This window comes from Buttiauxella selenatireducens (genome assembly GCF_031432975.1).
Lineage (GTDB): Bacteria > Pseudomonadota > Gammaproteobacteria > Enterobacterales > Enterobacteriaceae > Buttiauxella > Buttiauxella selenatireducens.
Genome location: NZ_CP133838.1, coordinates 688,423 through 714,399 on the forward strand (window position 1 = coordinate 688,423; position 25,977 = coordinate 714,399).

Genomic DNA, 25,977 nt, shown 5'->3' on the forward strand with positions numbered 1-25,977 from the left:
GAACTGAGAATCTAATGAGTGACTTTAAATCTACCCTGAATTTACCGGAAACAGGGTTCCCGATGCGTGGCGATCTCGCTAAACGTGAACCGGGCATGCTGGCTCGCTGGAATGATGATGACCTGTACGGCATCATCCGTAATGCAAAGAAAGGCAAAAAATCCTTCATTCTGCATGATGGCCCTCCATACGCGAACGGCAACATTCATATTGGTCACTCAGTAAACAAGATTCTGAAAGACATTATCGTGAAGTCCAAAGGACTGAGCGGTTTTGATTCCCCGTATGTGCCAGGTTGGGACTGCCACGGTCTGCCTATCGAGCTGAAAGTTGAGCAACTTATTGGTAAGCCAGGCGAGAAAGTGTCTGCGGCGGAATTCCGTGCAGCCTGTCGTAAATACGCGGCAGAACAAGTTGATGGTCAACGTGCTGACTTCATCCGTCTGGGTGTGTTGGGCGACTGGTCACGTCCGTACCTGACGATGGATTTCAAAACCGAAGCGAACATCATCCGTGCGCTCGGCAAAATCGTGGGTAATGGCCACCTGCATAAAGGGGCTAAACCTGTTCACTGGTGCGTCGACTGCCGTTCAGCGCTGGCTGAAGCGGAAGTTGAGTACTACGACAAAACTTCGCCGTCCATCTTTGTTAACTTCCATGCTGTTGATGCCGACGCGGTAAAAGCTAAGTTTGGCGCAACGCAAGTTAATGGCCCGGTATCTCTGGTTATCTGGACCACCACTCCGTGGACACTGCCTGCTAACCGCGCTGTTTCTTTGAATGCAGAATTCGAATACGTGCTGGTGCAGGTTGATGGCCAGGCGCTGATCGTGGCAAAAGATTTGCTCGAAAGCGTAATGAAAAGCGCAGGTATCGCCGAATGGCAAGTTCTGGGCACCGTGAAAGGTGCAGAACTGGACCTGATGCGTTTCAAACACCCGTTCTTAGATTTCGACGTTCCAGCGATTCTGGGTGAGCACGTTACGCTGGAAGCGGGTACGGGGGCAGTTCATACCGCACCTGGCCACGGCCCGGACGACTACGTCATTGGTCAGAAATACGGCCTGGAAGTGGCTAACCCGGTTGGCCCGGATGGCTGCTATCTGCCAGGTACTTATGAAGGACTGGACGGTGTTCAGGTCTTCAAAGCGAACGACCTGGTGGTCAACATCCTGCGTGATAAAGGCGTTCTGCTGCACGTTGAAAAACTGCTGCACAGCTACCCGCATTGCTGGCGCCACAAAACGCCGATTATCTTCCGTGCAACGCCTCAGTGGTTTGTGAGCATGGATCAAAAAGGCCTGCGCGAGCAGTCTCTGAAAGAGATCAAAGGCGTGCAGTGGATCCCTGACTGGGGCCAGGCGCGTATCGAATCGATGGTCGCTAACCGTCCGGACTGGTGTATCTCTCGTCAGCGTACCTGGGGCGTGCCAATGTCTCTGTTCGTACACAAAGACACTGAAGAGCTGCACCCGCGCACGTTGGAACTGATGGAAGAAGTCGCTAAACGCGTGGAGCAAGACGGCATCCAGGCGTGGTGGGATCTCGACCCACGCGACATCATGGGCGACGACGCTGACAACTACACCAAAGTGCCAGACACCCTGGACGTGTGGTTCGACTCCGGTTCTACGCACTCCTCTGTTGTTGATGTGCGCCCTGAATTCAATGGCCACGCGGCAGACATGTATCTGGAAGGTTCGGATCAGCACCGCGGCTGGTTCATGTCTTCACTGATGATTTCGACTGCGATGAAAGGCAAAGCGCCTTATCGCCAGGTACTGACTCACGGTTTCACCGTTGATGGTCAGGGCCGCAAAATGTCCAAATCCATTGGTAACACCGTTTCTCCGCAAGATGTGATGAACAAACTGGGCGCGGATATTCTGCGTCTGTGGGTGGCATCTACGGATTACACCGGTGAAATGGCCGTTTCTGATGAAATCCTGAAACGCGCTGCCGACGCTTATCGTCGTATCCGTAACACCGCACGCTTCTTGCTGGCGAACCTGAACGGCTTCAATCCAGAAACCGATATGGTGAAACCAGAAGAGATGGTGAAACTGGATCGCTGGGCAGTGGGTTGTGCGCAAGAAGCACAGGCCGATATCCTTGCGGCTTACGAAAACTACGATTTCCACGAAGTGGTGCAACGCCTGATGCGTTTCTGCTCCATCGAAATGGGCTCGTTCTATCTCGACATCATCAAAGACCGCCAGTACACCGCGAAGTCCGACAGTGTTGCACGTCGTAGCTGCCAGACTGCGCTGTTCCACATTGCAGAAGCGCTGGTTCGCTGGATGGCGCCGATCATGTCCTTCACCGCTGACGAAATCTGGGCTTACCTGCCTGGTAACCGTGAGAAATACGTCTTCACCGGCGAATGGTACGAAGGTCTGTTCGGTTTGGCTGATAGCGAAACGATGAACAATGATTACTGGGACACGCTGTTAACCGTGCGTGGCGAAGTGAACAAAGTTATCGAACAAGCGCGTGCTGACAAAAAAGTGGGCGGTTCTCTGGAAGCAGCAGTCACTCTGTATGCCGACAGCGACCTGGCCGCGAAGCTCAACAGTCTCGGCGATGAATTACGATTTGTCCTGTTGACCTCTGGTGCTGAAGTTGCCGATTATGCGCAGGCAACTGAAGACGCTCAGCCAAGCGAAATCCTCAAAGGTTTGAAAGTGGCTCTGCGTAAAGCCGACGGTGATAAGTGCCCGCGCTGCTGGCATTACACCACTGACGTCGGTCAGGTAGCGGAACACGCAGAAATCTGTGGCCGCTGTGTCACCAACGTAGCCGGTGACGGCGAAAAGCGTAAGTTTGCCTGATGAGTAAATCGATTTGTTCGACTGGTTTGCGTTGGCTGTGGCTGGTGGTCGTGGTTCTTATCGTCGACCTGGGCAGCAAATACCTGATCCTCCAGCATTTCATGCTGGGGGACACCGTATCGCTGTTCCCGTCGCTGAACCTGCATTACGCCCGTAACTATGGTGCTGCGTTTAGTTTCCTTGCGGATAAAGGCGGCTGGCAGCGCTGGTTCTTTGCAGGAATCGCCATTGGTATTTGTGTGATTCTGGCGGTGCTGATGTATCGTTCCAAAGCAACGCAGAAGCTGCATAACATCGCCTATGCTTTAATTATTGGCGGTGCACTTGGCAACCTGTTTGATCGCTTGTGGCACGGTTTTGTGGTCGACATGATTGATTTCTATGTCGGCGACTGGCACTTCGCAACGTTTAATTTGGCCGATACGGCAATCTGTATCGGTGCGGCGCTGATTGTTCTGGAGGGGTTCTTTGTCTCCTCCGACAAGCCCGCAAAGCAAAAAGGGTAATCCATGGCTGAGTCTATCCAGGCCAATAGCAGAGTTTTGGTGCATTTCACGCTGAAACTCGAAGATGGTTCCACTGCCGAGTCAACGCGCAATAATGGCAAACCGGCACTCTTCACGCTGGGCGACGAAACGCTGTCGCCAGGCATGGAAGACCAGCTTGTCGGTTTGAAAGCAGGGGATAAGAAAGCATTCTCTCTGGCACCCGAGTCGGCGTTTGGTATTCCAAGCCCTGACATGATCCAGTATTTCTCGCGTCGTGAATTTATTGACGCGGGCGAGCCGGTGCCGGGTGCAATTATGTTGTTCACCGCAATGGATGGCAGCGAGATGCCTGGTGTCGTGCGTGAAGTCAACGGGGATTCCATCACCGTTGACTTTAACCACCCACTGGCCGGGCAAACCATTCATTTTGATATCGAAGTACTGGAAGTTAACCCGGTACTGGAGGCGTTGAATGCAGATCCTGTTGGCTAACCCTCGGGGTTTTTGTGCCGGGGTAGACCGCGCTATCAGCATTGTTGAAAACGCGCTGGCCATTTACGGCGCGCCGATTTATGTCCGCCACGAAGTGGTGCATAACCGTTACGTGGTAGACAGCCTGCGTGAGCGCGGGGCTATTTTCATCGAACAAATCAGTGAAGTGCCAGATGGCGCAATCCTGATTTTCTCGGCTCACGGAGTTTCCCAGGCTGTGCGTAGCGAAGCCAAAGGCCGTGATTTAACCGTGTTTGATGCGACCTGCCCATTAGTCACCAAAGTGCATATGGAAGTGGCTCGTGCCAGCCGTCGTGGTGAAGAGTCCATTCTGATTGGCCATGCTGGCCATCCGGAAGTGGAAGGCACCATGGGTCAGTACAGCAACCCGAAAGGGGGAATGTACCTGGTCGAATCACCGGAAGATGTCAGCAAGCTGGATGTGAAAAACGAAGCCAAACTTTCGTTTATGACCCAGACCACGCTCTCTGTGGATGACACTTCTGACGTGATTGACGCGTTGCGTAAACGCTTCCCGAAAATCATCGGCCCGCGTAAAGACGACATTTGCTACGCCACCACTAACCGTCAGGAAGCAGTGCGAGCTTTGGCTGATGAAGCCGATGTCGTGCTGGTTGTTGGCTCGAAAAACTCTTCCAACTCCAACCGTCTTGCCGAACTTGCGCAGCGTATGGGGAAAGCGGCGTATCTGATTGATGATGCGACCGATATCCAGGAAGAATGGGTTAAAGGTGCTACCTGTGTGGGTGTCACTGCGGGCGCGTCCGCGCCAGATATTCTGGTGCAAAACGTTCTGGCTCGCCTGCGTGAACTCGGCGGCAGCGAGGCCCGTGAGCTTGTTGGACGCGAAGAAAATATTATTTTCGAAGTGCCGCGCGAATTGCGACTGGATATCAAAGAAGTCCAGTAACGCAATCTATTAGCGAAAAATGAGAAAATGCCAGCCGATGTCCATCGTCTGGCATTTTTTATAGAGGAAGGCATGAGTAAAACTTCAATCATTCTCGATACCGACCCTGGCATTGATGATGCCGTCGCGATAGCCGCCGCGATTTTTTCCCCACAGCTGGATTTAAAACTTCTGACGACAGTCGCAGGCAACGTCAGCGTTGAGAAAACAACGCGCAATGCCCTGCAATTGATGCACTTCTGGCAGAAGAACATTCCGGTTGCACAAGGTGCCGCAACCCCGCTGGTGCGTAAACTGCGTGACGCCGCTAATGTTCATGGCGAGTCCGGTATGGAAGGTTATGCGTTCGTTGAACATCAGCGGAAGGCGCTGGATAAACCTGCTTTTCAGGCCATTTTCGAGTGCTTATGTGCAAGCGCTGAGCCCGTCACGCTGGTGGCGATTGGCCCGTTAACCAACATCGCTTTGTTGCTCACTCAGTACCCAGAGTGCAAACCGAAAATCAAACGTCTGGTGATTATGGGCGGATCGGCGGGTCGCGGTAATTTCACACCGAACGCTGAATTCAATATGGCTATCGACCCTGAAGCGGGTGCGCGCGTCTTTGAAAGCGGGCTGGAGATTGTGATGTGCGGCCTCGACGTGACCAATCAGGCGATGCTTAGCCCAGAATATCTGGCAACACTTCCCGAACTGAATCAAACCGGGAAAATGCTACACGCGTTGTTCAGCCACTATCGCAGCGGAAGTATGTCTACGGGTCTGAGAATGCATGATCTTTGCGCTATCGCCTGGTTGGTAAAACCTGAACTTTTCCGCGTGGAATCATGTTTTGTGGCGGTGGAAACCCACGGCGAATTTACGGCGGGAACCACGGTTGTCGATCTTGAAGGCCGGTTAAAGCGACAATCCAACGCACTGGTAGCAATGGATTTAGACGTAGCAGGTTTCCAGGCATGGGTGGCAGAGGCGCTGGCGCTGGCCCCGTAATATTTAACGCGACGCAGATCGAATTTCTTCGGTTCAACTATTCGGTTAATCGATTAACCTTGCTATGCTGATTCAGCAGTTCTCCTTGGGCCGGAGAAAAACGATGAGTATTACCTTCAATAAACCACCGAGCGTGGCGTTCCTTACGGGCCAATTCACGGCTGAAAATGTGATTAAAAAAGTCACCCGCAGCGGTGATTTGAGCGGCGTGTTTCACGATATCGCCGCCTGGCAGGCTATTCCATCCGATACTCCGATTTATGAAGTCGAAATGCTCAATTCCCTGCAAGGGGAAGGTGAGTTGTATGTTGGCATGACGCATCTGCATCCGGGCCGTGTGGGCAACGAATTCCATATGACTCGCGGGCATTTCCATCAGCGCCGCGAGCAGGGAGAGGTGTACTTCGGGATCCGGGGAAGTGGCTTACTGCTGCTGCAAAACGAGCATCGCAAAGCTTGGCTGGAGCACGTTTCACCGGGGTCTGTGCATATTATTCCAGGGGATACCGCGCATCGGCTTATCAATACCGGCAGCGAAGTGCTCTCAGCACTGGCTGTTTGGCCGAGTATTGCGGGCCACGATTACGGCTCGCTGGCGCAGGGTTTTGCAGCGCGCGTGGTTTTGCAGGATGGAAAAATCCAGGCGAAAGAGGTGCAAAATGGCTGAGTCGCGGCTTCATTTCGGGCTGGATATGCAAGTGCATCACCAGCCAATGGGCTTTAGCTACGGGGAAGAAGTGATTGGTCCGTTGCCGGAGATCCGCAAACTTGAAAGCATCCGCGCTTCGTTACGCGATCCGCACTGTGATGGGCCGGAAGATGTTTATGCCATTGTTATGGATGTGGCACGTTTACAGGATCGGGAAGAACTCAAAAAAGAATGTTGCTGTTTGGCGTGGTGACGTACGCCTCCGGGCGTTTGGGTGATGAGCCCATACGCAGCCAGGGGCATATTCACCGCATCAGCAGCCATAGCGGTTGGTCGCCGCCTGAGCTGTATGAAATCTGGCAGGGCAAAGCGATTATCTATATGCAGGAATATGTTGCTGACGATCCGGGGCGCTGTTTTGCCGTTCTCGCAGGCCCTGGTGAGAAAGTGTTGGTGCCGCCGGGTTGGGCGCACGCCACGATTTCAGCTTCGCCGGATGAACCGCTGACGTTTGGTGCCTGGTGCGACAGAGAATACGGTTTTGAATACGAGGCGGTTCGTGCTTACAAAGGGTTGGCGTGGTATCCGCTGTTGCAGGATGAACATATTGCCTGGCAGAATAATCGCCATTACATGCCGGGGCGCTTACAGGTGACGTCGCCGCGTTGTTATACCGAGTTTGGTATTACAGATGAGCCGTTATATCAACAATTTATAGACGATCCTGCGCGGTTTCAGTTTATTTCTAAGCCGGGGATGGTGAGTCAGAAGTGGGTGAATTTTCATCCTTAAAAACCACCCTCACCCTAACCCTCTCCCAAGGGAGAGGGGATTTTGGTTTCCCCCTCTCCTTTGGGAGAGGGGATTTTAGTTTCCCCCTCTCCTTTGGGAGAGGGTCGGGGTGAGGGGGAAATTAACACTACAATCAACTAAACAACCCAACTGCCACACCCGCCGCGGCCAGCACCAGCAATAACAACATCGCTTTCACCGGCGAAACACCGCGTTTAGCCATCAAATACCAGGTGCCAATCACGACCAGCAACGGTAACAAATTCGGGAAAATTCCATCCAGCATCTGCTGCACATGAATATTCACGCCATCTTTGGTGACAAACTCAAGCCCGGTCCCCAGCTTCACATAACTTGCCGCCACGCCGCCCATCACGAACACGCCGAGTAACGATAGCGCTTCCCGCAGGCGCGTTGATTTGCTGCTCACCAGCATTTCAACAGACGTTGAACCCATGCGGTAACCTTTCAGGAACAGGAACCACGATCCGGGAATAATAATCGCAAGCCAGGCAACGCAATAAAACAGCGGTCCGAGGATATTCCCGCCTGCCGCAAGCGCCATACCGATGCTGAGTAGAATCGGGATCAACATGCCGGGGATCATCGAATCACCAATGCCTGCCACCGGTCCCATCAATCCCACTTTCAGGGTGTTGATGGTTTCGCCGTCAATCGGTTCACCATTGGCGCGCTTTTCTTCCAGTCCCAGCACCATGCCGTTCACGATCGCACCCAACTGTGGCTCGGTGTTATAAAACGACGCGTGGCGCTTGAGCATCTCCTTACGTTGTTCCTCATCGGGATAGAGTTTTTTCGCCACCGGCAGCATGCTCAAACAAAAACCGAATGACTCAAGACGCTCAAAGCTCATGGAGGAGAGGTTGTACATCATCCAGCTACGCCAGCAGCGGCGTAAATCCTGGCGAGTGAGTTTACGTTCTTCCATCAGAATTCATCCTCATCATCAGTGGCGGTTGAGGCTACACGTTCAGCTTGCGGCTCGGGTTTGTAGTTGTAGTGAATTAACGCCAGCAGCGCCCCGACAATCACCAGCGCCACCATGTTTAATTTCAGGAAAACGATGCAGATAAACCCCACCAGGAAGTAAATCAACATGCTGTAATTTTTGATGATTTGTTTGAGAAGAATCGCGATCCCGACCGCTGGCAGAATGCCACCCAGCACGTTCATCGTGGAAAGGACGATATGCGGCAGGCTGTCCATAAAGGCGTTGATGTACTGCGCGCCGAAATAGACTGCGATAAACGTCGGAATAAAACGCATCAGGAAGTTGGTGGCTTGTGGCCAGATGGCGCTGTTGAGGTACACACCGCGTTCGTCGCCTTTCTCAAGTGCAACGTCTGCTCGGTGGTTCCACCATGAGTTCAGTACCATCATGGCATTGAACAACACAGTCCCTGCAATACCGATGGTGGCGGCTAACGCCACGGCGACTTCCGGGCCTTTATTGGAAAGGATACCCAGCGCGATTGCCGGGAAAGCCACAAAGTTCAGATCGGCAGGCATAGATCCACCGGGGGTTACCATCGCGATGTACACAGCCTGAACCGCCACACCAATGATAATCCCGGTTTGAACATCGCCGAGAATAAATCCTACCAACATTCCTGAAACCAACGGGCGAGTAATCAAATACCAGCCACCAGTAAGCCCCAGCAGCCATGGGCTGCTCAACGCACCGAGGTAACAGAGAATGCCGATCAAAGCCGCTTCAAAAGCCATAATGCACTCCTTTATTTGAGTTTTTGGCGAGCGTCCTGCCAGCTATAGCTGCTGGCATCAGGAACCAGACGAAATTCAATCTGGTGCCCGCGGCTTGAGAGGTAGTCGAACGCGGCTATCTCTTCCGGGTTTACAGACTGATTAGGGCCAATGGTTGTGGTGGTGGCACGTGCGCTCATCGGGCCAACGTTGATTTTTTTATTGCTGTTTTGCAGGCTGATCCCCGCTTCTTCGATGCGTTTGAGCGTGACGGGGGATTTGCCAATCACGAAATACTGCTTTTCGCTGGCGATGATCTTCGGCAGCTTTTCAATCGCCGTTGCGGTATCAAACAGCCAAACTTTGATGTCCTGCACCGCACCTTTCATGACTGAAGAAAGCAGAGGATCCGCGGCGACCGCATCATCAATCGCGATAATCCCCTGGCACGGCAGCTCTTTTGCCCAGCGAGTCACTAACTGGCCGTGGATCACCCGATCGTCGATACGTACAAATGAAATACTCATCGTGCCCCCTTAGAAATCATCCGATTGCGCAGCTTCAGCCAGACGAGCCTGTACCAGCGATTCTTGCGTTTGCTCCAGCAATTGCGCGGCAGCGTGCTCAACATCTTGCAGATCTTTTATTTCATCGCTTAGCAGCAACATGGGGAAATTCACCCCACCGAGAACCGCAATTGGCGGCTGTGTTTGTGGGTCAAACGCGTGATGACAGGCGATGTTCCACGGCGTACCACTTTGCAAATCGCACAGCACCAGTACGCCATCGGCTCCTTTGCTTGCCTGTTTCAAAACGGCGGCAAACTCATCAGCAAAACTATTGATGCCCTTGTTTTCAGTGAGCATGATGGGGAAAACATGCGGCAATTCGCCGTATACCATGTGCGAACTGGTGAGAAGCGCATCTGCCAGTGAGCCGTGTGTTGCCAGAATCACATTAATCATTTTTATCCCCTTACCCAGGCTTTCATGGTGGCGAGTTGTTGATGAGCACCGCGACCGTACGGTGAAATTCGGTATTCCCCAACGGCTGCGGGAATGATGAAGGTTTCGGCGTAGTGCACGACAAACGGTTCGAATGCGCCGCTCGGGCTTTCAACCAGCGCTTCATCACCTTCTACCAGGTTCAGCACGTTGACCCCGCCGTTTGTATGATGTGTAACGGGCTGTGTAAACCAGTGGCGACGAGTTTCAATAAATTCCCGCTCGTGCAAACCGGTGCGCTCTTCGCGCCAGCCGTCACCTGCGGCGATAGGCTCGAAATGGTTCACCAGATGCTCAGTCACCCATTGGGTATCGCGTTGCCAGTCAATGACTTGCGCGCCGTGTTCCAGATGTACCGGGCGCGGCAGGCCATCAAGACCTAACCGGCCCCAGTCCCATAATTTAAAGGTGAAAATGTACGGCGTGGCGCTGATTTCCAGCACCATCGCGCCAGATCCAGAGCAGTGAACGGTGCCCGCAGGGATCAGGAAATGATCGTGTTTACGGGCCGGGAAGCGGTTTACAAACTTCTCATCATCAAACGCCTTTTCTCCGCGTTGTGCGGCTGCGAGTGAGTCGAGCATTTCTTGCGGATCGATTCCCGTTTTGGTTCCGAGGTAAACTTCCGCACCCGGTTCCGCTTCCAGCAGGTAGTAGCTTTCATCCTGCGTGTAGTGCATCCCGAAATGCTGCTGGATGTACTCCGTTATCGGATGAACCTGGAAACTTAAATTCTGCCCGCCGATGGTATCGAGGAAATCGAAACGGATCGGGAATTCCGCACCGAATCGGGCATGAACGCGCTCACCAAGCAGCGGGCGAGGGTAGAGCAACACCAGATCCTGAGAAGGGATCTCGATCCGCACATCACCAAAACGCAGTAACAGGCTGTTCTCCTCGGGCACACAGTCAAAACACCATGCGTAATTTGGCTTTGAGGGATCGAGATTGAATTTGTCTTTCATCCATTGGCCGCCCCAGACACCCGGGTCGAAGAATGGCACCACGCGGAAAGGTTGTTGCGTGGTTTGTTGCAGGCCGTGGCGTAGCGCTTCACCACTGACCATGGCGGGTTGTTCAGGGTTGTTGGTATCGAGCAGGAAATCTGCCCGCTTAAGCAAGGGGGTTTTATGGCGGTCAAACACGCGCCACTCAATGAAAAACGCACGTTTATAGCGGCGCAGAATATCTTCATCACAATTATCTACGCCCCAGTTGCCCAATTCACCCCGACGAAAACGCTGCTGGATTTCCCAGCGCGCAAGGTCTGCATAGACCAGCATGTCACCCTGGTGAATCAATGCAGCCCCTGGGCCGTAAATCACGACCAGACCGTTGTTGACTTCAGCAACTTGCTGCTGCGCATGAGCCAGTTTCTCATGGCAAAAAAACTCTGTTAATTCGTGGCAGGAAAGCACGCCGAAGACACGGTCATCGGTCAGGTTATACGCCAGCAAGTCATGCAGATGTTGCTCACTCAACCGCGCTGATTCTGCGTTGATAACCAGATCAGGATGCAACTGCGTAATGAGCTGTGAATGCAGCTCGTCAAGTTGAACACCGGGGTAGCAGTCAATCACCAGTACGGTTTTTTCGGTGCGTGTGAGTTGCTCATCGAGCATGTGTTTGATAGCTGACCAGCCCTGCGATGCCTGGTGGTCAAACCCTGAAACCCTGACTTCGGGATACTTATCGTATGATGCCGAATGCATAATATTCTCCCTGTTTCTGATAGATTAAGATTAATCGATTAACCCATTTTGAACAGTGTGGTAAACGCGATTAACCCACCACTTTTAGCAATGGATTGCGAAAAACTGAGTTATCTGTGATGGCTTTCACATGGCAGAGAGTAATTTTTTGGTTATTCGATTAATCTATTGGGAAATGCTTAATTATGAGGAGTGTCGATGAGCACCGTTACCCTTGCCCAGGTTGCAAAACAGGCGGCAGTTTCAACCGCTACCGTTTCGATGGTGTTGCGTAATCGAGGCCGAATATCTGACGCCACCCGAAGTCGCGTACTCAAAGCCCTGGACGATCTGGGTTATGTTTACAACCAGACGGCTGCGAATCTACGTAATCGCACCAGCAACCAGGTCGGATTATTACTGCACGACATCACCAACCCGTTTTATGGCGAAATGACTGCCGGGCTGAGTCAGGAAATGGAGCGCCACGACTTGCTGCTGTTTCTCGCCAATAGCGAGGAGTCGGGTGAACGCCAGCAAAAGTTTGTCGATTCTCTGATGCGTAACAACGCCTGCGGAATGGTGTTGTGCGCGGCAAGGGAGACGCCGCCGCTGTTTTTCGAAACTCTGAAGCGGCGGAACATCCCGGCGATTATGGTGGTGCGCCCAATGGACGACGTTGATTTCGATTTCGTCGGCACTGACAACTTTTTGGGTACGCAACTGGCGACACAGCATTTGCTGCGTCTGGGCCACCGTCACATCGCATTTATCGGCGGCAGTGAAAACTCCATCAGCCGCGCCCAGCGTATTGGGGGCTACAGCAGTAAATTGCTGGAGCATCGTATCCAACCGAAAAGCGAATGGGTTGTTTCATCGCTCGCCAGCCAAAGTGACGGCGCGCGAGTGGCTGAAGAGCTGTTTAGCCGTTATCCGGAAATCACAGCGGCAGTCTGTTATCAGGATATTGTGGCGCTGGGCGTGATGCAGACGCTACGGAAAATGGGCCGCCAGCCGGGTGTGGATTTTGCGCTGATAGGTTTTGACGACATCACCGAAGCGTCCCTGGTACAGCCTGCACTGACGACGGTTTCAGTCGCGGCCAAAGAGATTGGACGCAAAGCGGGGGAGTTGTTGTATAGCCGAATTCAGGGCAACGACGAACCGCCAAAACGGATAATCCTCCCGCCTACGCTGGTGGTAAGGGAGTCGTGCGGGTTTGGTTCACAAACGCGTTAAACGCTGTACCAGCGCCATTTCACTGTGGCGATAGGGAATGCCGTATTCGTCCAGCACATCGTGGAACCACAGGTGCGCGTAGTCCACGCCACTTTTGCGCACTGACGGCCAGGGGAGGGTCGTTTGCGTTTTGCCGCGCACTAATCCCCACTGATAACAACCGACATTCAGGGCGGCAAACAGCGGCAGTTGTTCCTCCACAACGCTCCCGACATGGCGCGCCAGCCATTCTGTGCATAACAGTGGACGCTCGAAAGTTTGCCAGTAGCGTAAGACTTGCAGCATTTTCGGCGTGGCAAGGTAGGCGTGGAAACTGATCACATCCGAAAGATCGGCTGCTGCCTTATCGATCGGATGGGCAAAATACTCCGTTTCCGGTTCGTCGGGATCTTGTGAAATATGCCATGCACCCACAGTCAGCGGCTGGTGGGGATCTTCGTCACGCGCCCAGATGAAAACCTTTTGCAGCAGTTCCAGTGCAAAATGCTCCAGCTTTTCATCGAACTGAATTTCCTCAAGCCCGCTGGCAAAAGTGCCGCGGTTGCCTGGTTCGTTATACAGATCCCAGATGGCGATACGCGAATCGTTTTTGAAATGGCGCACAATGTCGCGCACATAGCACTCAAGCTGCGGCCACAAATTGCGGTTACAAACAGTCTCTCGCCCGGGACTCGCCGCCGCCTGACTGTTGTGTTTGCCGGGTTCTGGCGCTTTCTGCGGCCCCAAAAATGGCTCGTCGCCGGAAAAACCACAGTCATCCATCAGCGTTAGCATGACTTTCATTTGATGGCTCTGGGCGATACGCAGGAAGCTCTCGATGCGCATCAGCAATCCATCGCGGTCGTGCAACCAGACAATAAACGGCAAATTGATCCGCAGTTGGTTGTAGCCGATTTCCTGCGCCCAGCCGAGTTCCTGATCTATCGTTTCGGGATCAAAGGTTTCGCGTTGCCATAGCTCTGTCCAGTTTATGGCGCTGCGGGGGAGGTAATTAAACCCGCAAATCCAACCCTGATTTTTGTGCCACTCTGTGGCCTGTTGTTTGCTCCATTGTGTGCGCATGACATGGCTCCTAAGGTGATTCTGGCGTTAAGCTGGATACAGATTTGCGCCCTGGCGTATTACCCCACACTTTGTCGTATTCATAGCCGGTGAGGTCTTTGATGACTTTGCGGGTTTCCATATCGCAGTCTGCGAGGTTTCCACCCAGTTTGAGTCGGGCGACTTCTTTAATCAGTGTCTTATGGGATTCGCGGGTGAGCTTGAATTTAAAGGTCATCCAGAAACTGATGGCCAGCAACGCGGCGGTGGCAAAAACCATTAGCCCGACAATAGCGTGTAGCGCTTCGATAGGCTGTTCGCCCTGGCCTTTAACGAAACCGCTTTCTTCAAGCACCACGCCAATCAGCATGATTGCCAGCGCCACGGTACTTTTCCGGGTTAAGACCATCACACCAGCAAAGATGCCTTCGCGACGTTTTTTAGTGACAATTTCATCAACATCAGGAATAAAACTGTAAATATTCCACGGGATGAAATACAGACCTGCACGTGAAATACCCAAAATGACAAATACAGCAGAGAACAATATCACTGAGACATTGATGTTGTTGATATAGGCGTAAAACAGGAAAGCTAATACTGCGAAAATACAGCTATAAGATAAACGGAGTGCACCGGAAGGCGAGAAATTTAATTTGCTGAGTAACAACATGAAGACAAGTGTTCCCGGAACAGAAACAAATGCTGCCACGCTTAAATAACCTGAAACGGCGGCAGCATCCTGATGCAACCCGTAAACCACATAATAAGTAAATACCGAGCCGAAAACGTCCATTGCGGTAAATGAAGCAATATAAATAATAATATGCTGGCGGAACATACGGATTTTAAATGACGAGAGTAAATCTAACGCCAGGCTTTTTAAATGGTGCCAAAGATTGCCGCTATTTGCCCCTTCTGGTTCGGGTTCAAACTCTTCGCGCACGTCTTTTGCTTCCCAGGTACACATCCAGGTGGTAAATACCGCGAGGCAAAAAATAGCCGAGAAAAGCAGGCCAGTGTATGTGTACGTCATTGAGTTATCTTTGCCGGTGAACTGCATGATAACGCCCGGTACAGACACCGCCAGAAAACCGCCGAGCTGTGAGCAGATCATCCGCACCCCGGATAAACGGGCGCGTTCGGTGTAGCGATTGGTCATCTCTGCCGCCAGTGTTTCCCATGGCACCAATACCATGGCGGAGAGCAGTTCGATGGAAAGATAGGTGCCGAGATAATACCAGTAGCCCATATCTGTCACCCATAGCAGGGCATACAAAAACATCAGTGGGGCGCTGAGTAATAAAAAGAATCGGCGGCGACCGAAGCGTTTACCCAGCCAGGTGTTGGCGAAGTTGTCGGTGATGTAGCCCATGATTGGGCTTAATACAGCGTCGATCACACGAGCAATAGCAAATATAGATCCGGCTTCCAGTACCGATAATCCACAATAAGTGGTGTAGAAGAATAAAAGCCAGGTGCCGATAATAGCAAAAGCTCCACCGCCAAATAAATCGGTGACTCCATATCCTATGGCCGTTCCATAGCCTACTCTGCGTTCTGTCGGTTTCATATTATTCCTTTATACCCGTCATACTTCAAGCAACTCGAATTATATTGGGTATAGCTGTAGGGTGAAAAGGAAGGTTCTATTGTTATTAAATTTCTATCCAGTTTCGGGTTATTGATGACTGATATATAGCTTCAACCATGCGTAGTGATATTTCAGCCTGGTGAATATCGACGTAGTGGTGATTATTTTTGTTTTGTAAATCGCTATAGAAGTTATTAATGGCCTGTTGGTGACTGCTTCCCCAGTAGCATTTTTGCCCTTCTTGTGGGGCTTCATCACTGGCAAGAAAATCTTTTTTGTCACCCGAAATTAACCATAAATTATTATGATGCAGTTGCAGCAAGCCGTTTTCACAGTGGATCTCTAATAACAGCGGTGAATCTATGGTGTTGCAATTTGTGGCGTAAAAAATCCCGCGCGCCCCGTTTGCCAGTTCCATATTGGCGATGGCGGTGTCTTCAGCTTGAGTCGATCCACTCAAAAAACTGCTTTCCACAACACCTTTAACCGATTTCACGCCACCGGCCAGCCACTGCATTAAGTCCAGCGTATGGATTGCCTGGTTGATCAGCAGGCTCCCGCCTTCCGTGGCAAAACGCCCGCGCCACGGACTTTGCGCGTAGTAGACGTGGGAACGGCTCCAGGTCAGTACGGCTTTGACACTGAGCATTTTCCCGAAAGTGTTAGTTTGCAAAAGGGCTTTCATCTTCTGGCTACTGGGGTTCAGACGGTTCTGGTAGCAAACCCCAAGCCGCGTCGTTGCGCCTTCCAACGCATGTTTAATCTCTTTCAGTTCACCAGGATTAAGCGCCACCGGCTTTTCTGTGAAGACGTGTTTCCCTGCGGCAAGTGCCGCAATAATGATCTCTTTGTGCGCAAAATGCGGGGTGCAAATGTGCACCACGTCAATCTCGTTATCGCCGAGCATTTCGCGGTAATCGGCGTAATAGCGGCAGCCGTAGCTTTCAGCCAGCGCCAGACCTTTTGCCGCGTCGGTTTCGACAATCGCCCGTAGCTGGCAGGCAGGATTCGATTGAATTGCCTCGACGTGCAAGGTGTGGATTGTTCCACACCCGATGATGGCGGCCTGAGTCGTTTTCATCGCTATTGCACTCCGTTTGCCAACATTTGCGCCCGCACGCACAGTTCGGCGGCTTTGAAAGCGTGCGCCTGGGTCATCGCATTTTCGGTGCGATTCAGGCAGTCCAGAATCAGCTCGCCGAAGAAAGGGAATCCCACTTTTCCTGCTACCGGGTAACGGAATTCACCTTCTTTATTAACCAGATACACTACATCTTGTTCCTGACGGGTGATATCGACGTATTTGCGTATTTCGATATAACCGTCGGTGCCGAGGAGTGTCAGACGTCCGTCGCCCCAGGTGCTGAGTCCTGCTGGTGTGAACCAGTCGCAGCGGAAATAGCCGCTGGCTCCGTTTTCACCTTTCAGCATCGCATCGCCGAAATCTTCAAATTCAGGGTGTTGAGGATGGGTGAAGTTGCTGGTTTGCGCGGCAATAACCTGTGCTTCGCGGTTGCCCGTGTAAAACAGGAATTGTTCAATCTGATGGCTGCCGATATCACAAAGAATGCCGCCGAAGCGCTTTTTAAAGTAGAACCAGTCTGGGCGACCCTGGCCTTCCCGGTGCGGCCCCATACCCAGAGTCTGAATCACCCGGCCAATTGCGCCGTCGCGCACCAGTTGCCCGGCAAATACTGCACTTTCGACGTGAAGCCGTTCACTGTAATACACCGCATATTTGCGTCCGGTTGCGGCGACTTTCGCTTTAGCGGCGGCCAGTTGTTCGAGAGTGGTTAGCGGCGCTTTATCGGTAAAATAGTCTTTTCCGGCGTCCATAACTTTCAGGCCAAGTGCGCATCGCTCATCAGGAATGCCCGCTCCGGCAACCATTTTAACGCCCGGGTCGGCCAGTATAGTTTCAAGCGATGGCGCGACTTTCGCCTGCGGATATTGCTTAACAAACTGCTCGATTTTCTGTGGATCAGGACAGTAAACCCATTTGAGTGTCGCGCCCGCTTCAATCAGGCCATTGCACATGCCGTAGATATGGCCGTGATCGAGTGCGGCAGCGGCAAAAACAAAATCATCTGGCTGCACGACTGGTTGCGGTTTACCTTTCGGCGCGTAATTCATGCCGTCATGGATACTCATGCTGAGGCTCCTTGATCCATATTTTTGCCCAATGGAATCGCGTCTTCGTTAGCGAAGTTTTCCACAGAAGCCGATTTCTCAAAGAAGTGGGGGGCGAGTTTAAGTAGGCCACCGGTCTGGTAATAAGGGTCGCTGGCGCTAATGGGCAGCGAAACGATGCTACGGGTGATGGCCGATTTATAGATGGCGGTGATGAGTTCCAGCGAACGTTTGCCTTGTTGGCCGTCCACTAACGGCGCGGTGTCAGTTTGCAGCGCGTGCAGGAAGTTTTCGATTTGCCCGGTATGCAGCGTCCAGGCCAGGCGCGGCACGGTCTGGAAACTATCTTCCAGTTGGTTTTCAAGCGATGTATCACGCGTTTCGATGGGGAAACCGTTAGGGGCGGCAATGCTGGCAAACTTATCCCAGGGGGCGGAAATACGCGCTTTTTCTCCCTGGATCACAATTTTCTGGTCTTCACCGTGGTGAACAACCGATGCCGTAAGTTGCGTTAATGCGCCGCTGTCATATTTAAATATTGCCGCGCTGAGGTCTTCGACTTCGGCATTGTCATGGGAAACATTAGTTGTCATGGCGACCACTTCCGTCGGAAAGCCCAACATCCACTGAATGGCATCGATGTGGTGCACGGCGTGGTTTAGCGTGCAGCCACCGCCTTCTTTTTCCCAGGTGCCACGCCACCACAGGTCGTAATATGAGTGACCGCGCCACCAGAACGAATCCACCTGAGCATGGCAAACTTTGCCGATTTGGTCGTTTTCGAGCACTTTTTTCAAACGCCAGAAAGCATCGGTGAAGCGGTTTTGAGCGATTATCGACAGCGTTTTCCCGCTCTCAAGGGCTGCGGATATCATCGCATCACATTCCTGAAGCGAAGCGGCCATCGGTTTTTCGCATAGAACATGCTTTCCGGCGTTCAAAGCATCGATTGATATAGTCGCATGAACATATGGCGGTGTGCAGATATCAAAAACATCAATGCCCGGATCATTAAGAATATCTTCATGGCTGTTATAGACCCTGGCTTCTGTTAGCTTGTAATGCTTTTTCTTTTCCTCGGCTTTTTCTGGGTAGATATCTACAAGGGCGACAATCTGGCAACGATCAGGAAATTGTAGATATCCCTGAATATGGTTGTGGGAAATATTACCAGTGCCAATTATAGCGATTCTTTGCATTATGTTCTCACTTATCAATATCAGGTCCGATGCAGCCAGTAAAATGATGGTTTATTTTCATCAGCGATCATTTTTTGAGAGCATAGTTATGGTTTTTTTTGCTCACAACCGCTATTTATGACAGGAATTGCATGACGACATTCAATGCCACGCAAGAGAAACAAAAACGGCGATATTATAAAGAGTTAGTCATGAAAATAAGTTAACTTTGCGGATGAGGCATCGATCACAAAATGACGGGCAAGTTGAAAATCAAGCAGATAGCTGAGTTAACCGGGCTTTCACCGAGTACGGTTTCCAGAGTGCTGGCGGGGAAAACAAATGTCAGCGCGCAGGCAAAAGAAAAGGTATTTTTCCATGCGCGCGCCATGGGTATTTTACGTGATATACCCAGCAGCCGTTTATTAATGAGTTCGTTATTAATTTGTGCACCTGCCGCCGCATTTACACCCCATGGCGACCATTATTACTATGAAGTTATTCAGGGTATTATTTCGGAAGTGTCGCGCTTTGATGTGCATGTGAAAAAATGTTCTCTGGATATTAATGATGCCGACATTTCATTATTTATGAAATCACTGAGCCATTCCGACGTTGAAGGAATAATAATAATTGGTATCGATGATGATTCTTTGTATCGACTGGCTTCAGAAAGTCACAAGCCTGTTGTGACTATTAATGCCAGGGATAAAAAGATGCGTCTTGATTGCGTCTCCCCCGATCACTATTCGATTGGCTATAGTGCGGCAAATTATCTGGCCGATAAAGGCCACCGTTCGGCACTGCTGTTTACCGACTTGCGTCGGGAAACGATGGTGCAGCGCCTCGAAGGGTTTAAAAGAGCCTGTCAGGATCGCCACCTTATTTTTGATGAATCTGAACATTTGCTGGTGACAAAAGGCTACGGAGAGCCCGAAGCGCGCCAAAATTTCAAAAAATATCTTCAGCAACGTTCAAAAGCCCAATTGCCCTCGGCTATTTTATGTGGCGGGGGCGCAATCGCCCGTGCAGTAATTAGCGAGCTGAAACACCATAATATTCAGATGCCTGACGATATCTCCATTATGACCTGTGCCTATGCACATGAAATGGAAGAGATCAAACAACTCGGTTTAACAGCGGCTTTTCAGCCATGTTGCGAGTTGGGTGTGGAAGCGGTTTATATCCTGCAAAGTCGCTTAACGCGAAATGTGAGTCCGAGGTTTAATTTACTCCTTCAGGGTTCTATTCATGTGGGAAATTCTGTTGCTGATGTGAACTGGCGACGCCGGGAGCTCTATCAATCGCATCAAATTCCCTGATTATTTTACGGGAATAATGGTTTTTACTGATAATTGCGCCGCTTTATCATAAATTTCTTATTATCGGTGTTTTCGGTGGCGGCATGTTGAAGCGCTAGTTAACCTGAAGACGTTAACGTTACAAATTAATAAAGAGAGTGAATATGGATGAGTCACAAGTCCGTGTAGCAATCGCGGGTGCGGGTGGTCGCATGGGGCGACAATTGATTCAGGCCGCAATACTGATGGATGGCGTCAAACTGGGGGCTGCGTTTGAGCGTCCGGGTTCATCCTTAGTAGGAAGTGACGCTGGTGAATTAGCAGGCGTTGCCAAAACAGGCGTCATTGTCAGCGATAGTCTTGCTGCGGTCGTGGAGGATTTCGATGTGTTTATCGATTTCACTCGTCCTGAAGGCACACTGAATCATCTGGCTTTTTGCCGCCAGCACGGTAAAGGGATGGTTATTGGCACCACTGGTTTTGATGATGCGGGCAAGCAGGCGATTACGGATGCCTCAGCTGACGTTCCAATTGTCTTTGCTGCAAACTTTAGCGTGGGTGTGAACGTGATGCTCAAGCTGTTAGAAAAAGCGGCCAAAGTGATGGGGGATTATACCGACATCGAGATCATCGAAGCCCATCATCGCCACAAAGTGGATGCGCCGTCAGGCACCGCGTTGGCGATGGGTGAAGCCATTGCACATGCGATGGACAAAGATTTGAAAGAGTGTGCGGTTTACTCCCGTGAAGGGTACACCGGCGAGCGTGTTCCAGGCACTATTGGTTTTGCTACGGTGCGTGCGGGCGACATTATTGGTGAACATACGGCGATGTTTGCGGACATCGGCGAGCGTATTGAAATCACGCATAAAGCTTCAAGTCGCATGACTTTTGCAAATGGTGCAGTTAGATCTGCTTCGTGGCTGAAGTCGGTTAAAAGTGGTCTTTATGATATGCGTGATGTGCTAAATTTGAATAGCTTGTAAATCTTATTACCCATCGTGATGTGGTTATTTCAATCATAAAGTATTGATTGATAGGGTAATATTTTATTGCCCTTTTTATTTTGTGTTTTTATTGGTGCATTTCATCTTTTTCATCGCCTAACCCTCATTAAGTTCGTTTATCCTGTCTGTTTTTGCTATCTCATGATTAATTTTGACCATTTGGTCCACTTTTCACTCCCGAAATCGTTAGTTTCCTATTCATCCAGGTCCGCAACCGTTTACGCGCTATAAGTTAGTTGTTGATTTCATCGGTCAATTCCACTTTTTCCACTCAGAGTGGCAAAAAACACATAAAAAGTTGCGCTTATGGTAGACTTTTCCCCGGCCTCTCACTAGAATGCCGCCGTTTGTCAAAAATCCAAATGACAGGCTGTTTTGCATTGATTCAGGAAATGGTTTTGAATTAATATGCAAATAAATTGACTGTTTATTCCCTGGAGGGCGTTTTGATTAAGTCAGCAATATTGGTTCTGGAAGACGGAACCCAATTCCACGGTCGGGCCATTGGGGCATCGGGGTCGGCAGTGGGGGAAGTCGTTTTCAACACTTCTATGACCGGTTATCAAGAAATCCTCACTGATCCTTCCTATTCCCGCCAAATCGTCACTCTTACTTATCCTCATATCGGCAATGTCGGCACCAATTCTGCTGACGAAGAATCCTCCCAGGTACATGCGCAAGGCCTCGTTATCCGTGACCTACCACTGATTGCCAGCAACTACCGCAATACCGAAGACCTTTCTTCCTACCTCAAGCGCCATAACATTGTGGCCATCGCCGATATCGATACCCGTAAGTTGACCCGTATTCTGCGCGAGAAAGGTGCACAGAACGGCTGCATCATCGCCGGAGATAACTTAGACGCGGCACTGGCGCTGGAAAAAGCGAAAGCATTCCCAGGCCTCAACGGTATGGATCTGGCGAAAGAAGTGACCACGAAGGAATCTTACGCCTGGCAGCAGGGGAGCTGGACGCTGGAAGGCGAATTGCCTGAAGCGGCTAAAGAAGAAGATTTGCCGTTCCATGTTGTCGCTTACGATTACGGCGTGAAACGCAACATTCTGCGTATGTTGGTTGACCGCGGCTGCCGCCTGACGGTGGTTCCGGCACAAACGTCCGCTGAAGATGTGCTGAAGTTAAATCCAGACGGCATCTTCCTGTCTAATGGTCCTGGTGACCCGGCGCCATGCGATTACGCCATCAGCGCAATTAAATCTTTCCTGGAAACCGACGTACCGGTATTCGGTATTTGTCTGGGCCACCAGTTACTGGCTCTGGCGAGCGGTGCGAAAACCGTGAAGATGAAGTTTGGCCACCACGGCGGCAACCACCCGGTTAAAGACCTCGACCGTGATTGCGTGATGATTACCGCTCAGAACCACGGTTTTGCGGTAGAAGAGTCAACCCTTCCGGCGAATCTGCGCGTGACCCACAAGTCATTGTTCGATGGCACGCTGCAAGGCATTCATCGCACAGATAAAGCAGCATTCAGCTTCCAGGGGCACCCAGAAGCAAGCCCTGGTCCGCACGATGCGGCACCGCTGTTTGACCACTTTATCGAATTGATTAAGCACTACCGCCAGTCAGCCAAATAATCAGGAGCTAAGAAAATGCCAAAACGTACAGATATAAAAAGCATCCTGATCCTCGGCGCAGGCCCCATTGTTATCGGCCAGGCGTGTGAGTTCGACTATTCCGGTGCTCAGGCGTGTAAAGCGCTGCGTGAAGAGGGTTACCGTGTTGTTCTGGTGAACTCCAACCCGGCGACAATCATGACCGACCCAGAAATGGCGGATGCGACCTACATCGAGCCGATTCACTGGGAAGTTGTACGCAAAATCATTGAGAAAGAACGCCCGGATGCAGTGCTGCCAACCATGGGCGGCCAGACTGCACTGAACTGTGCGCTGGAACTGGAACGTCAGGGCGTGCTGGCTGAGTTTGGCGTCACCATGATTGGTGCAACCGCTGACGCCATTGATAAAGCCGAAGACCGTCGTCGTTTCGACGTGGCAATGAAAAAAATTGGCCTTGATACTGCGCGCTCCGGCATCGCTCACAACATGGAAGAAGCGCTGGCTGTTGCTGCGGATGTCGGTTATCCGTGCATCATCCGTCCTTCATTCACCATGGGTGGCACCGGCGGCGGTATCGCTTACAACCGTGAAGAGTTCGAAGAAATCTGCGAGCGTGGTCTGGATCTTTCCCCAACCAAAGAGCTGCTGATTGATGAATCGCTGATCGGTTGGAAAGAGTACGAGATGGAAGTGGTGCGTGATAAAAACGACAACTGCATCATCGTCTGCTCTATCGAAAACCTTGACCCGATGGGTATTCACACCGGTGACTCCATCACCGTAGCGCCAGCGCAAACGCTGACCGACAAAGAATACCAAATCATGCGTAACGCCTCGATGGCGGTGCTGCGTGAAATCGGCGTGGAAACCGGTGGTTCTAACGTACAGTTCTCGGTTAACCCGAAAACAGGCCGTCTGATTGTTATCGAGATGAACCCGCGTGTATCGCGCTCGTCTGCACTGGCTTCTAAAGCAACCGGCTTCCCGATTGCGAAAGTGGCGGCGAAACTGGCTGTCGGTTACACCCTCGATGAACTGATGAACGATATCACCGGCGGCAAAACGCCTGCTTCGTTCGAACCGTCCATTGACTACGTTGTCACTAAAATCCCACGCTTTAACTTCGAGAAATTCGTTGGTGCCAATGACCGCCTGACGACGCAGATGAAATCTGTCGGTGAAGTGATGGCGATTGGCCGCACGCAGCAGGAATCACTGCAAAAAGCACTGCGCGGTCTTGAAGTGGGCGCGACCGGTTTTGACCCGAAAGTGAATCTGGATGACCCTGAAGCCCTGACCAAAATCCGCCGTGAGCTGAAAGACGCGGGTGCCGAGCGTATCTGGTACGTGGCCGACGCATTCCGTGCAGGCCTGTCAGTTGATGGCGTATTCAACCTGACCAATATTGACCGCTGGTTCCTGGTACAGATTGAAGAGCTGGTGCGTCTGGAAGAGAAAGTGCAAGAAGTCGGTATCACCGGTCTGGACCATGACTTCCTGCGTATGCTCAAGCGTAAAGGCTTTGCGGATGCGCGTCTGGCTAAACTGGCGGGCGTTCGTGAATCAGAAATCCGTAAACTGCGTGAGCAATATAAGCTGCACCCGGTTTATAAGCGCGTTGATACTTGTGCGGCGGAATTCTCAACCGACACCGCATACATGTACTCCACTTATGAAGATGAGTGCGAAGCGAACCCGAACAACGACCGTGACAAAATCATGGTACTGGGCGGTGGCCCGAACCGTATCGGCCAGGGTATCGAGTTTGACTACTGCTGCGTACACGCCTCTCTGGCGCTGCGCGAAGATGGTTATGAAACCATCATGGTTAACTGCAACCCAGAAACCGTTTCTACCGACTATGACACGTCCGACCGTCTGTACTTCGAGCCAGTGACCTTCGAAGATGTGCTGGAAATCGTGCGTGTTGAGAAACCTAAAGGCGTTATCGTGCAGTACGGCGGCCAGACTCCGCTGAAACTGGCGCGTGAACTGGAAGCCGCAGGCGTACCGATTATCGGCACCAGCCCTGACGCTATCGACCGTGCTGAAGACCGTGAGCGTTTCCAGCACGCTGTTGACCGTCTGAAACTGAAACAGCCTGCCAACGCCACGGTAACCACCATCGAAATGGCCGTCGAAAAAGCCGCGCAGATTGGTTATCCGCTGGTGGTTCGCCCATCCTACGTACTGGGTGGACGCGCGATGGAAATCGTCTACGACGAAGTCGATTTACGTCGTTACTTCCAGACTGCGGTTAGCGTGTCTAACGACGCGCCAGTGTTGCTGGACCGCTTCCTCGACGACGCGGTAGAAGTGGATGTTGATGCCATCTGCGACGGTGAAACCGTGCTGATTGGCGGCATCATGGAGCACATTGAACAGGCTGGCGTTCACTCCGGTGACTCCGCATGTTCTCTGCCAGCGTATACACTGAGCCAGGAAATCCAGGACGTAATGCGCCAACAGGTGCAGAAACTGGCTTTCGAGTTGCAAGTTCGCGGTTTGATGAACGTGCAGTTTGCGGTGAAAGATAACGAAGTCTACCTGATTGAAGTGAACCCGCGTGCTGCGCGTACCGTCCCGTTTGTTTCCAAAGCAACCGGCATGGCGCTGGCGAAAGTGGCCGCGCGCGTGATGGTTGGGCAAACGCTGGTTCAGCAGGGCATGACTAAAGAAATCATCCCGCCTTACTACTCCGTGAAAGAAGTGGTTCTGCCATTCAACAAGTTCCCGGGCGTTGACCCACTGTTAGGGCCAGAAATGCGCTCTACCGGTGAAGTGATGGGCGTAGGCCGCACCTTTGCTGAAGCTTTCTCGAAAGCCATGTTAGGCAGTCAGTCGACCATGCGTAAACCAGGCCGCGCACTGCTTTCTGTTCGTGAAGGCGACAAAAAACGCGTTGTGGATTTGGCGGCTAAACTGCTGAAACAGGGCTTTGAGCTGGACGCGACTCACGGTACTGCGGTTGTGCTGGGTGAAGCGGGTATCAACCCACGTCTGGTGAACAAGGTGCATGAAGGCCGTCCGCACATTCAGGACCGTATCAAGAATGGCGAATATACCTACATCATCAACACCACGGCTGGCCGTCAGGCGATTGAGGATTCCAAACTCATCCGCCGCAGTGCGCTGCAATATAAAGTGCATTATGACACCACGCTGAACGGCGGCTTTGCCACCGCGATGGCGCTGAACTCTGATGCGACTGAAAAAGTCATTTCAGTTCAGGAAATGCACGCGCAGATCACTAAGTAACCTTCGGGTTGTTCAGTTTAATAAGGCTCACTTCGGTGGGCCTTTTTTTGCTATGTAGA

General features: G+C 51.6%; 21 protein-coding genes and 1 pseudogene. 12 read left to right on the forward strand and 10 right to left on the reverse strand.

Going from position 1 to position 25,977, the window contains the following annotated elements; genetic code table 11:
- Nucleotides 1-14: 14 nt before the first annotated feature.
- The 7 genes and pseudogenes from ileS to RHD99_RS03275 all read left to right on the forward strand — a co-directional run bounded on the left by ileS (nt 15) and on the right by RHD99_RS03275 (nt 7,173).
- A complete protein-coding gene (gene ileS, locus RHD99_RS03245; RefSeq protein WP_309877421.1) occupies nt 15-2,831 on the forward strand; it encodes an isoleucine--tRNA ligase in 2,817 nt (938 codons plus the stop codon).
- On the forward strand, nt 2,831-3,337 hold the full coding sequence (gene lspA / locus RHD99_RS03250) for a signal peptidase II (protein ID WP_183270658.1): 507 nt from the start codon (nt 2,831-2,833) through the stop codon (nt 3,335-3,337). Before ileS ends, lspA begins: the two co-directional genes overlap by 1 nt.
- Nucleotides 3,338-3,340: 3 nt before the next feature.
- Nucleotides 3,341-3,811: an FKBP-type peptidyl-prolyl cis-trans isomerase gene (gene fkpB / locus RHD99_RS03255; protein WP_183270657.1), complete on the forward strand. Its 471-nt coding sequence runs from the start codon at nt 3,341-3,343 to the stop codon at nt 3,809-3,811.
- On the forward strand, nt 3,792-4,742 hold the full coding sequence (ispH, locus tag RHD99_RS03260; protein ID WP_183270656.1) for a 4-hydroxy-3-methylbut-2-enyl diphosphate reductase: 951 nt from the start codon (nt 3,792-3,794) through the stop codon (nt 4,740-4,742). The genes fkpB and ispH overlap by 20 nt, the downstream gene beginning before the upstream one ends.
- Before the next feature lie 72 nt (nt 4,743-4,814).
- A complete protein-coding gene (gene rihC / locus RHD99_RS03265; RefSeq protein WP_309877422.1) occupies nt 4,815-5,732 on the forward strand; it encodes a ribonucleoside hydrolase RihC in 918 nt (305 codons plus the stop codon).
- A 103-nt stretch (nt 5,733-5,835) separates the two neighbouring features.
- Nucleotides 5,836-6,399 carry a glucose-6-phosphate isomerase family protein gene (locus tag RHD99_RS03270; protein ID WP_183270645.1) on the forward strand — a complete coding sequence of 188 codons (564 nt, stop codon included), beginning with the start codon at nt 5,836-5,838 and terminating at the stop codon, nt 6,397-6,399.
- Nucleotides 6,392-7,173 (forward strand): annotated as a pseudogene (locus tag RHD99_RS03275) (glucose-6-phosphate isomerase family protein). The gene RHD99_RS03270 and the pseudogene RHD99_RS03275 overlap by 8 nt, the downstream one beginning before the upstream one ends.
- 133 nt (nt 7,174-7,306) lie before the next feature.
- Here the strand turns inward: RHD99_RS03275 and RHD99_RS03280 are convergent.
- The 5 genes from RHD99_RS03280 to RHD99_RS03300 are packed head-to-tail and all read right to left on the reverse strand — an operon-like array spanning nt 7,307 to nt 11,614.
- Nucleotides 7,307-8,122, reverse strand: a complete 816-nt coding sequence (locus RHD99_RS03280; protein WP_183270643.1) for a PTS system mannose/fructose/sorbose family transporter subunit IID — start codon at nt 8,120-8,122, stop codon at nt 7,307-7,309.
- A complete protein-coding gene (locus tag RHD99_RS03285; protein WP_309877423.1) occupies nt 8,122-8,919 on the reverse strand; it encodes a PTS mannose/fructose/sorbose/N-acetylgalactosamine transporter subunit IIC in 798 nt (265 codons plus the stop codon). The genes RHD99_RS03280 and RHD99_RS03285 overlap by 1 nt, the downstream gene beginning before the upstream one ends.
- An 11-nt stretch (nt 8,920-8,930) precedes the next feature.
- Complete coding sequence (locus RHD99_RS03290) at nt 8,931-9,425, reverse strand: PTS sugar transporter subunit IIB (protein ID WP_270142966.1); 495 nt, start codon at nt 9,423-9,425, stop codon at nt 8,931-8,933.
- Between the two features lie 9 nt (nt 9,426-9,434).
- Nucleotides 9,435-9,863: a PTS sugar transporter subunit IIA gene (locus tag RHD99_RS03295; protein WP_309877424.1), complete on the reverse strand. Its 429-nt coding sequence runs from the start codon at nt 9,861-9,863 to the stop codon at nt 9,435-9,437.
- 2 nt (nt 9,864-9,865) lie between these two features.
- On the reverse strand, nt 9,866-11,614 hold the full coding sequence (locus RHD99_RS03300; protein ID WP_309877425.1) for a class I mannose-6-phosphate isomerase: 1,749 nt from the start codon (nt 11,612-11,614) through the stop codon (nt 9,866-9,868).
- Nucleotides 11,615-11,812: 198 nt separating this feature from the next.
- Between RHD99_RS03300 and RHD99_RS03305 the strand changes: the two genes are divergently transcribed.
- The gene (locus tag RHD99_RS03305; protein ID WP_309877426.1) at nt 11,813-12,832 is read left to right on the forward strand and encodes a LacI family DNA-binding transcriptional regulator; all 1,020 of its coding nucleotides are present in this window, start codon (nt 11,813-11,815) and stop codon (nt 12,830-12,832) included.
- On the opposite strand, the gene RHD99_RS03310 is transcribed toward RHD99_RS03305, so the two are convergent.
- The 5 genes from RHD99_RS03310 to RHD99_RS03330 all read right to left on the reverse strand — a co-directional run bounded on the left by RHD99_RS03310 (nt 12,818) and on the right by RHD99_RS03330 (nt 18,796).
- The gene (locus tag RHD99_RS03310) at nt 12,818-13,894 is read right to left on the reverse strand and encodes a cellulase family glycosylhydrolase (protein ID WP_309877427.1); all 1,077 of its coding nucleotides are present in this window, start codon (nt 13,892-13,894) and stop codon (nt 12,818-12,820) included. The genes RHD99_RS03305 and RHD99_RS03310 overlap by 15 nt on opposite strands.
- A 10-nt stretch (nt 13,895-13,904) precedes the next feature.
- Nucleotides 13,905-15,446 (reverse strand): MFS transporter, encoded by a 1,542-nt coding sequence (locus RHD99_RS03315; RefSeq protein ID WP_309877428.1) that lies wholly within the window; start codon nt 15,444-15,446, stop codon nt 13,905-13,907.
- A gap of 85 nt (nt 15,447-15,531) precedes the next feature.
- A complete protein-coding gene (locus RHD99_RS03320) occupies nt 15,532-16,548 on the reverse strand; it encodes a Gfo/Idh/MocA family protein (protein ID WP_309877429.1) in 1,017 nt (338 codons plus the stop codon).
- 2 nt (nt 16,549-16,550) lie between these two features.
- Nucleotides 16,551-17,618: a Gfo/Idh/MocA family protein gene (locus RHD99_RS03325; RefSeq protein ID WP_309877430.1), complete on the reverse strand. Its 1,068-nt coding sequence runs from the start codon at nt 17,616-17,618 to the stop codon at nt 16,551-16,553.
- Nucleotides 17,615-18,796, reverse strand: a complete 1,182-nt coding sequence (locus RHD99_RS03330; RefSeq protein WP_309877431.1) for a Gfo/Idh/MocA family protein — start codon at nt 18,794-18,796, stop codon at nt 17,615-17,617. Before RHD99_RS03330 ends, RHD99_RS03325 begins: the two co-directional genes overlap by 4 nt.
- A 233-nt stretch (nt 18,797-19,029) precedes the next feature.
- Here RHD99_RS03330 and RHD99_RS03335 point away from each other — a divergent pair, with 233 nt between their 5' ends.
- From RHD99_RS03335 to carB, 4 genes are all read left to right on the forward strand, one after another.
- On the forward strand, nt 19,030-20,097 hold the full coding sequence (locus RHD99_RS03335; protein WP_309877432.1) for a LacI family DNA-binding transcriptional regulator: 1,068 nt from the start codon (nt 19,030-19,032) through the stop codon (nt 20,095-20,097).
- A gap of 143 nt (nt 20,098-20,240) precedes the next feature.
- Nucleotides 20,241-21,062 (forward strand): 4-hydroxy-tetrahydrodipicolinate reductase, encoded by an 822-nt coding sequence (gene dapB, locus RHD99_RS03340; protein WP_309877433.1) that lies wholly within the window; start codon nt 20,241-20,243, stop codon nt 21,060-21,062.
- A 467-nt stretch (nt 21,063-21,529) separates the two neighbouring features.
- Nucleotides 21,530-22,678, forward strand: a complete 1,149-nt coding sequence (carA, locus tag RHD99_RS03345; protein WP_309877434.1) for a glutamine-hydrolyzing carbamoyl-phosphate synthase small subunit — start codon at nt 21,530-21,532, stop codon at nt 22,676-22,678.
- A 15-nt stretch (nt 22,679-22,693) separates the two neighbouring features.
- On the forward strand, nt 22,694-25,918 hold the full coding sequence (carB, locus tag RHD99_RS03350; protein WP_183270635.1) for a carbamoyl-phosphate synthase large subunit: 3,225 nt from the start codon (nt 22,694-22,696) through the stop codon (nt 25,916-25,918).
- Nucleotides 25,919-25,977: the final 59 nt, after the last annotated feature.

Excerpts from the sequence above, each read along its gene's own strand:
- ileS (WP_309877421.1), top strand. The coding sequence starts at position 15 with ATGAGTGACTTTAAATCTACCCTGAATTTACCGGAAACAGGGTTCCCG.
- lspA (WP_183270658.1), top strand. The coding sequence starts at position 2,831 with ATGAGTAAATCGATTTGTTCGACTGGTTTGCGTTGGCTGTGGCTGGTG.
- fkpB (WP_183270657.1), top strand. The coding sequence starts at position 3,341 with ATGGCTGAGTCTATCCAGGCCAATAGCAGAGTTTTGGTGCATTTCACG.
- ispH (WP_183270656.1), top strand. The coding sequence starts at position 3,792 with ATGCAGATCCTGTTGGCTAACCCTCGGGGTTTTTGTGCCGGGGTAGAC.
- rihC (WP_309877422.1), top strand. The coding sequence starts at position 4,815 with ATGAGTAAAACTTCAATCATTCTCGATACCGACCCTGGCATTGATGAT.
- RHD99_RS03270 (WP_183270645.1), top strand. The coding sequence starts at position 5,836 with ATGAGTATTACCTTCAATAAACCACCGAGCGTGGCGTTCCTTACGGGC.
- RHD99_RS03280 (WP_183270643.1), bottom strand. The coding sequence starts at position 8,122 with ATGGAAGAACGTAAACTCACTCGCCAGGATTTACGCCGCTGCTGGCGT.
- RHD99_RS03285 (WP_309877423.1), bottom strand. The coding sequence starts at position 8,919 with ATGGCTTTTGAAGCGGCTTTGATCGGCATTCTCTGTTACCTCGGTGCG.
- RHD99_RS03290 (WP_270142966.1), bottom strand. The coding sequence starts at position 9,425 with ATGAGTATTTCATTTGTACGTATCGACGATCGGGTGATCCACGGCCAG.
- RHD99_RS03295 (WP_309877424.1), bottom strand. The coding sequence starts at position 9,863 with ATGATTAATGTGATTCTGGCAACACACGGCTCACTGGCAGATGCGCTT.
- RHD99_RS03300 (WP_309877425.1), bottom strand. The coding sequence starts at position 11,614 with ATGCATTCGGCATCATACGATAAGTATCCCGAAGTCAGGGTTTCAGGG.
- RHD99_RS03305 (WP_309877426.1), top strand. The coding sequence starts at position 11,813 with ATGAGCACCGTTACCCTTGCCCAGGTTGCAAAACAGGCGGCAGTTTCA.
- RHD99_RS03310 (WP_309877427.1), bottom strand. The coding sequence starts at position 13,894 with ATGCGCACACAATGGAGCAAACAACAGGCCACAGAGTGGCACAAAAAT.
- RHD99_RS03315 (WP_309877428.1), bottom strand. The coding sequence starts at position 15,446 with ATGAAACCGACAGAACGCAGAGTAGGCTATGGAACGGCCATAGGATAT.
- RHD99_RS03320 (WP_309877429.1), bottom strand. The coding sequence starts at position 16,548 with ATGAAAACGACTCAGGCCGCCATCATCGGGTGTGGAACAATCCACACC.
- RHD99_RS03325 (WP_309877430.1), bottom strand. The coding sequence starts at position 17,618 with ATGAGTATCCATGACGGCATGAATTACGCGCCGAAAGGTAAACCGCAA.
- RHD99_RS03330 (WP_309877431.1), bottom strand. The coding sequence starts at position 18,796 with ATGCAAAGAATCGCTATAATTGGCACTGGTAATATTTCCCACAACCAT.
- RHD99_RS03335 (WP_309877432.1), top strand. The coding sequence starts at position 19,030 with ATGACGGGCAAGTTGAAAATCAAGCAGATAGCTGAGTTAACCGGGCTT.
- dapB (WP_309877433.1), top strand. The coding sequence starts at position 20,241 with ATGGATGAGTCACAAGTCCGTGTAGCAATCGCGGGTGCGGGTGGTCGC.
- carB (WP_183270635.1), top strand. The coding sequence starts at position 22,694 with ATGCCAAAACGTACAGATATAAAAAGCATCCTGATCCTCGGCGCAGGC.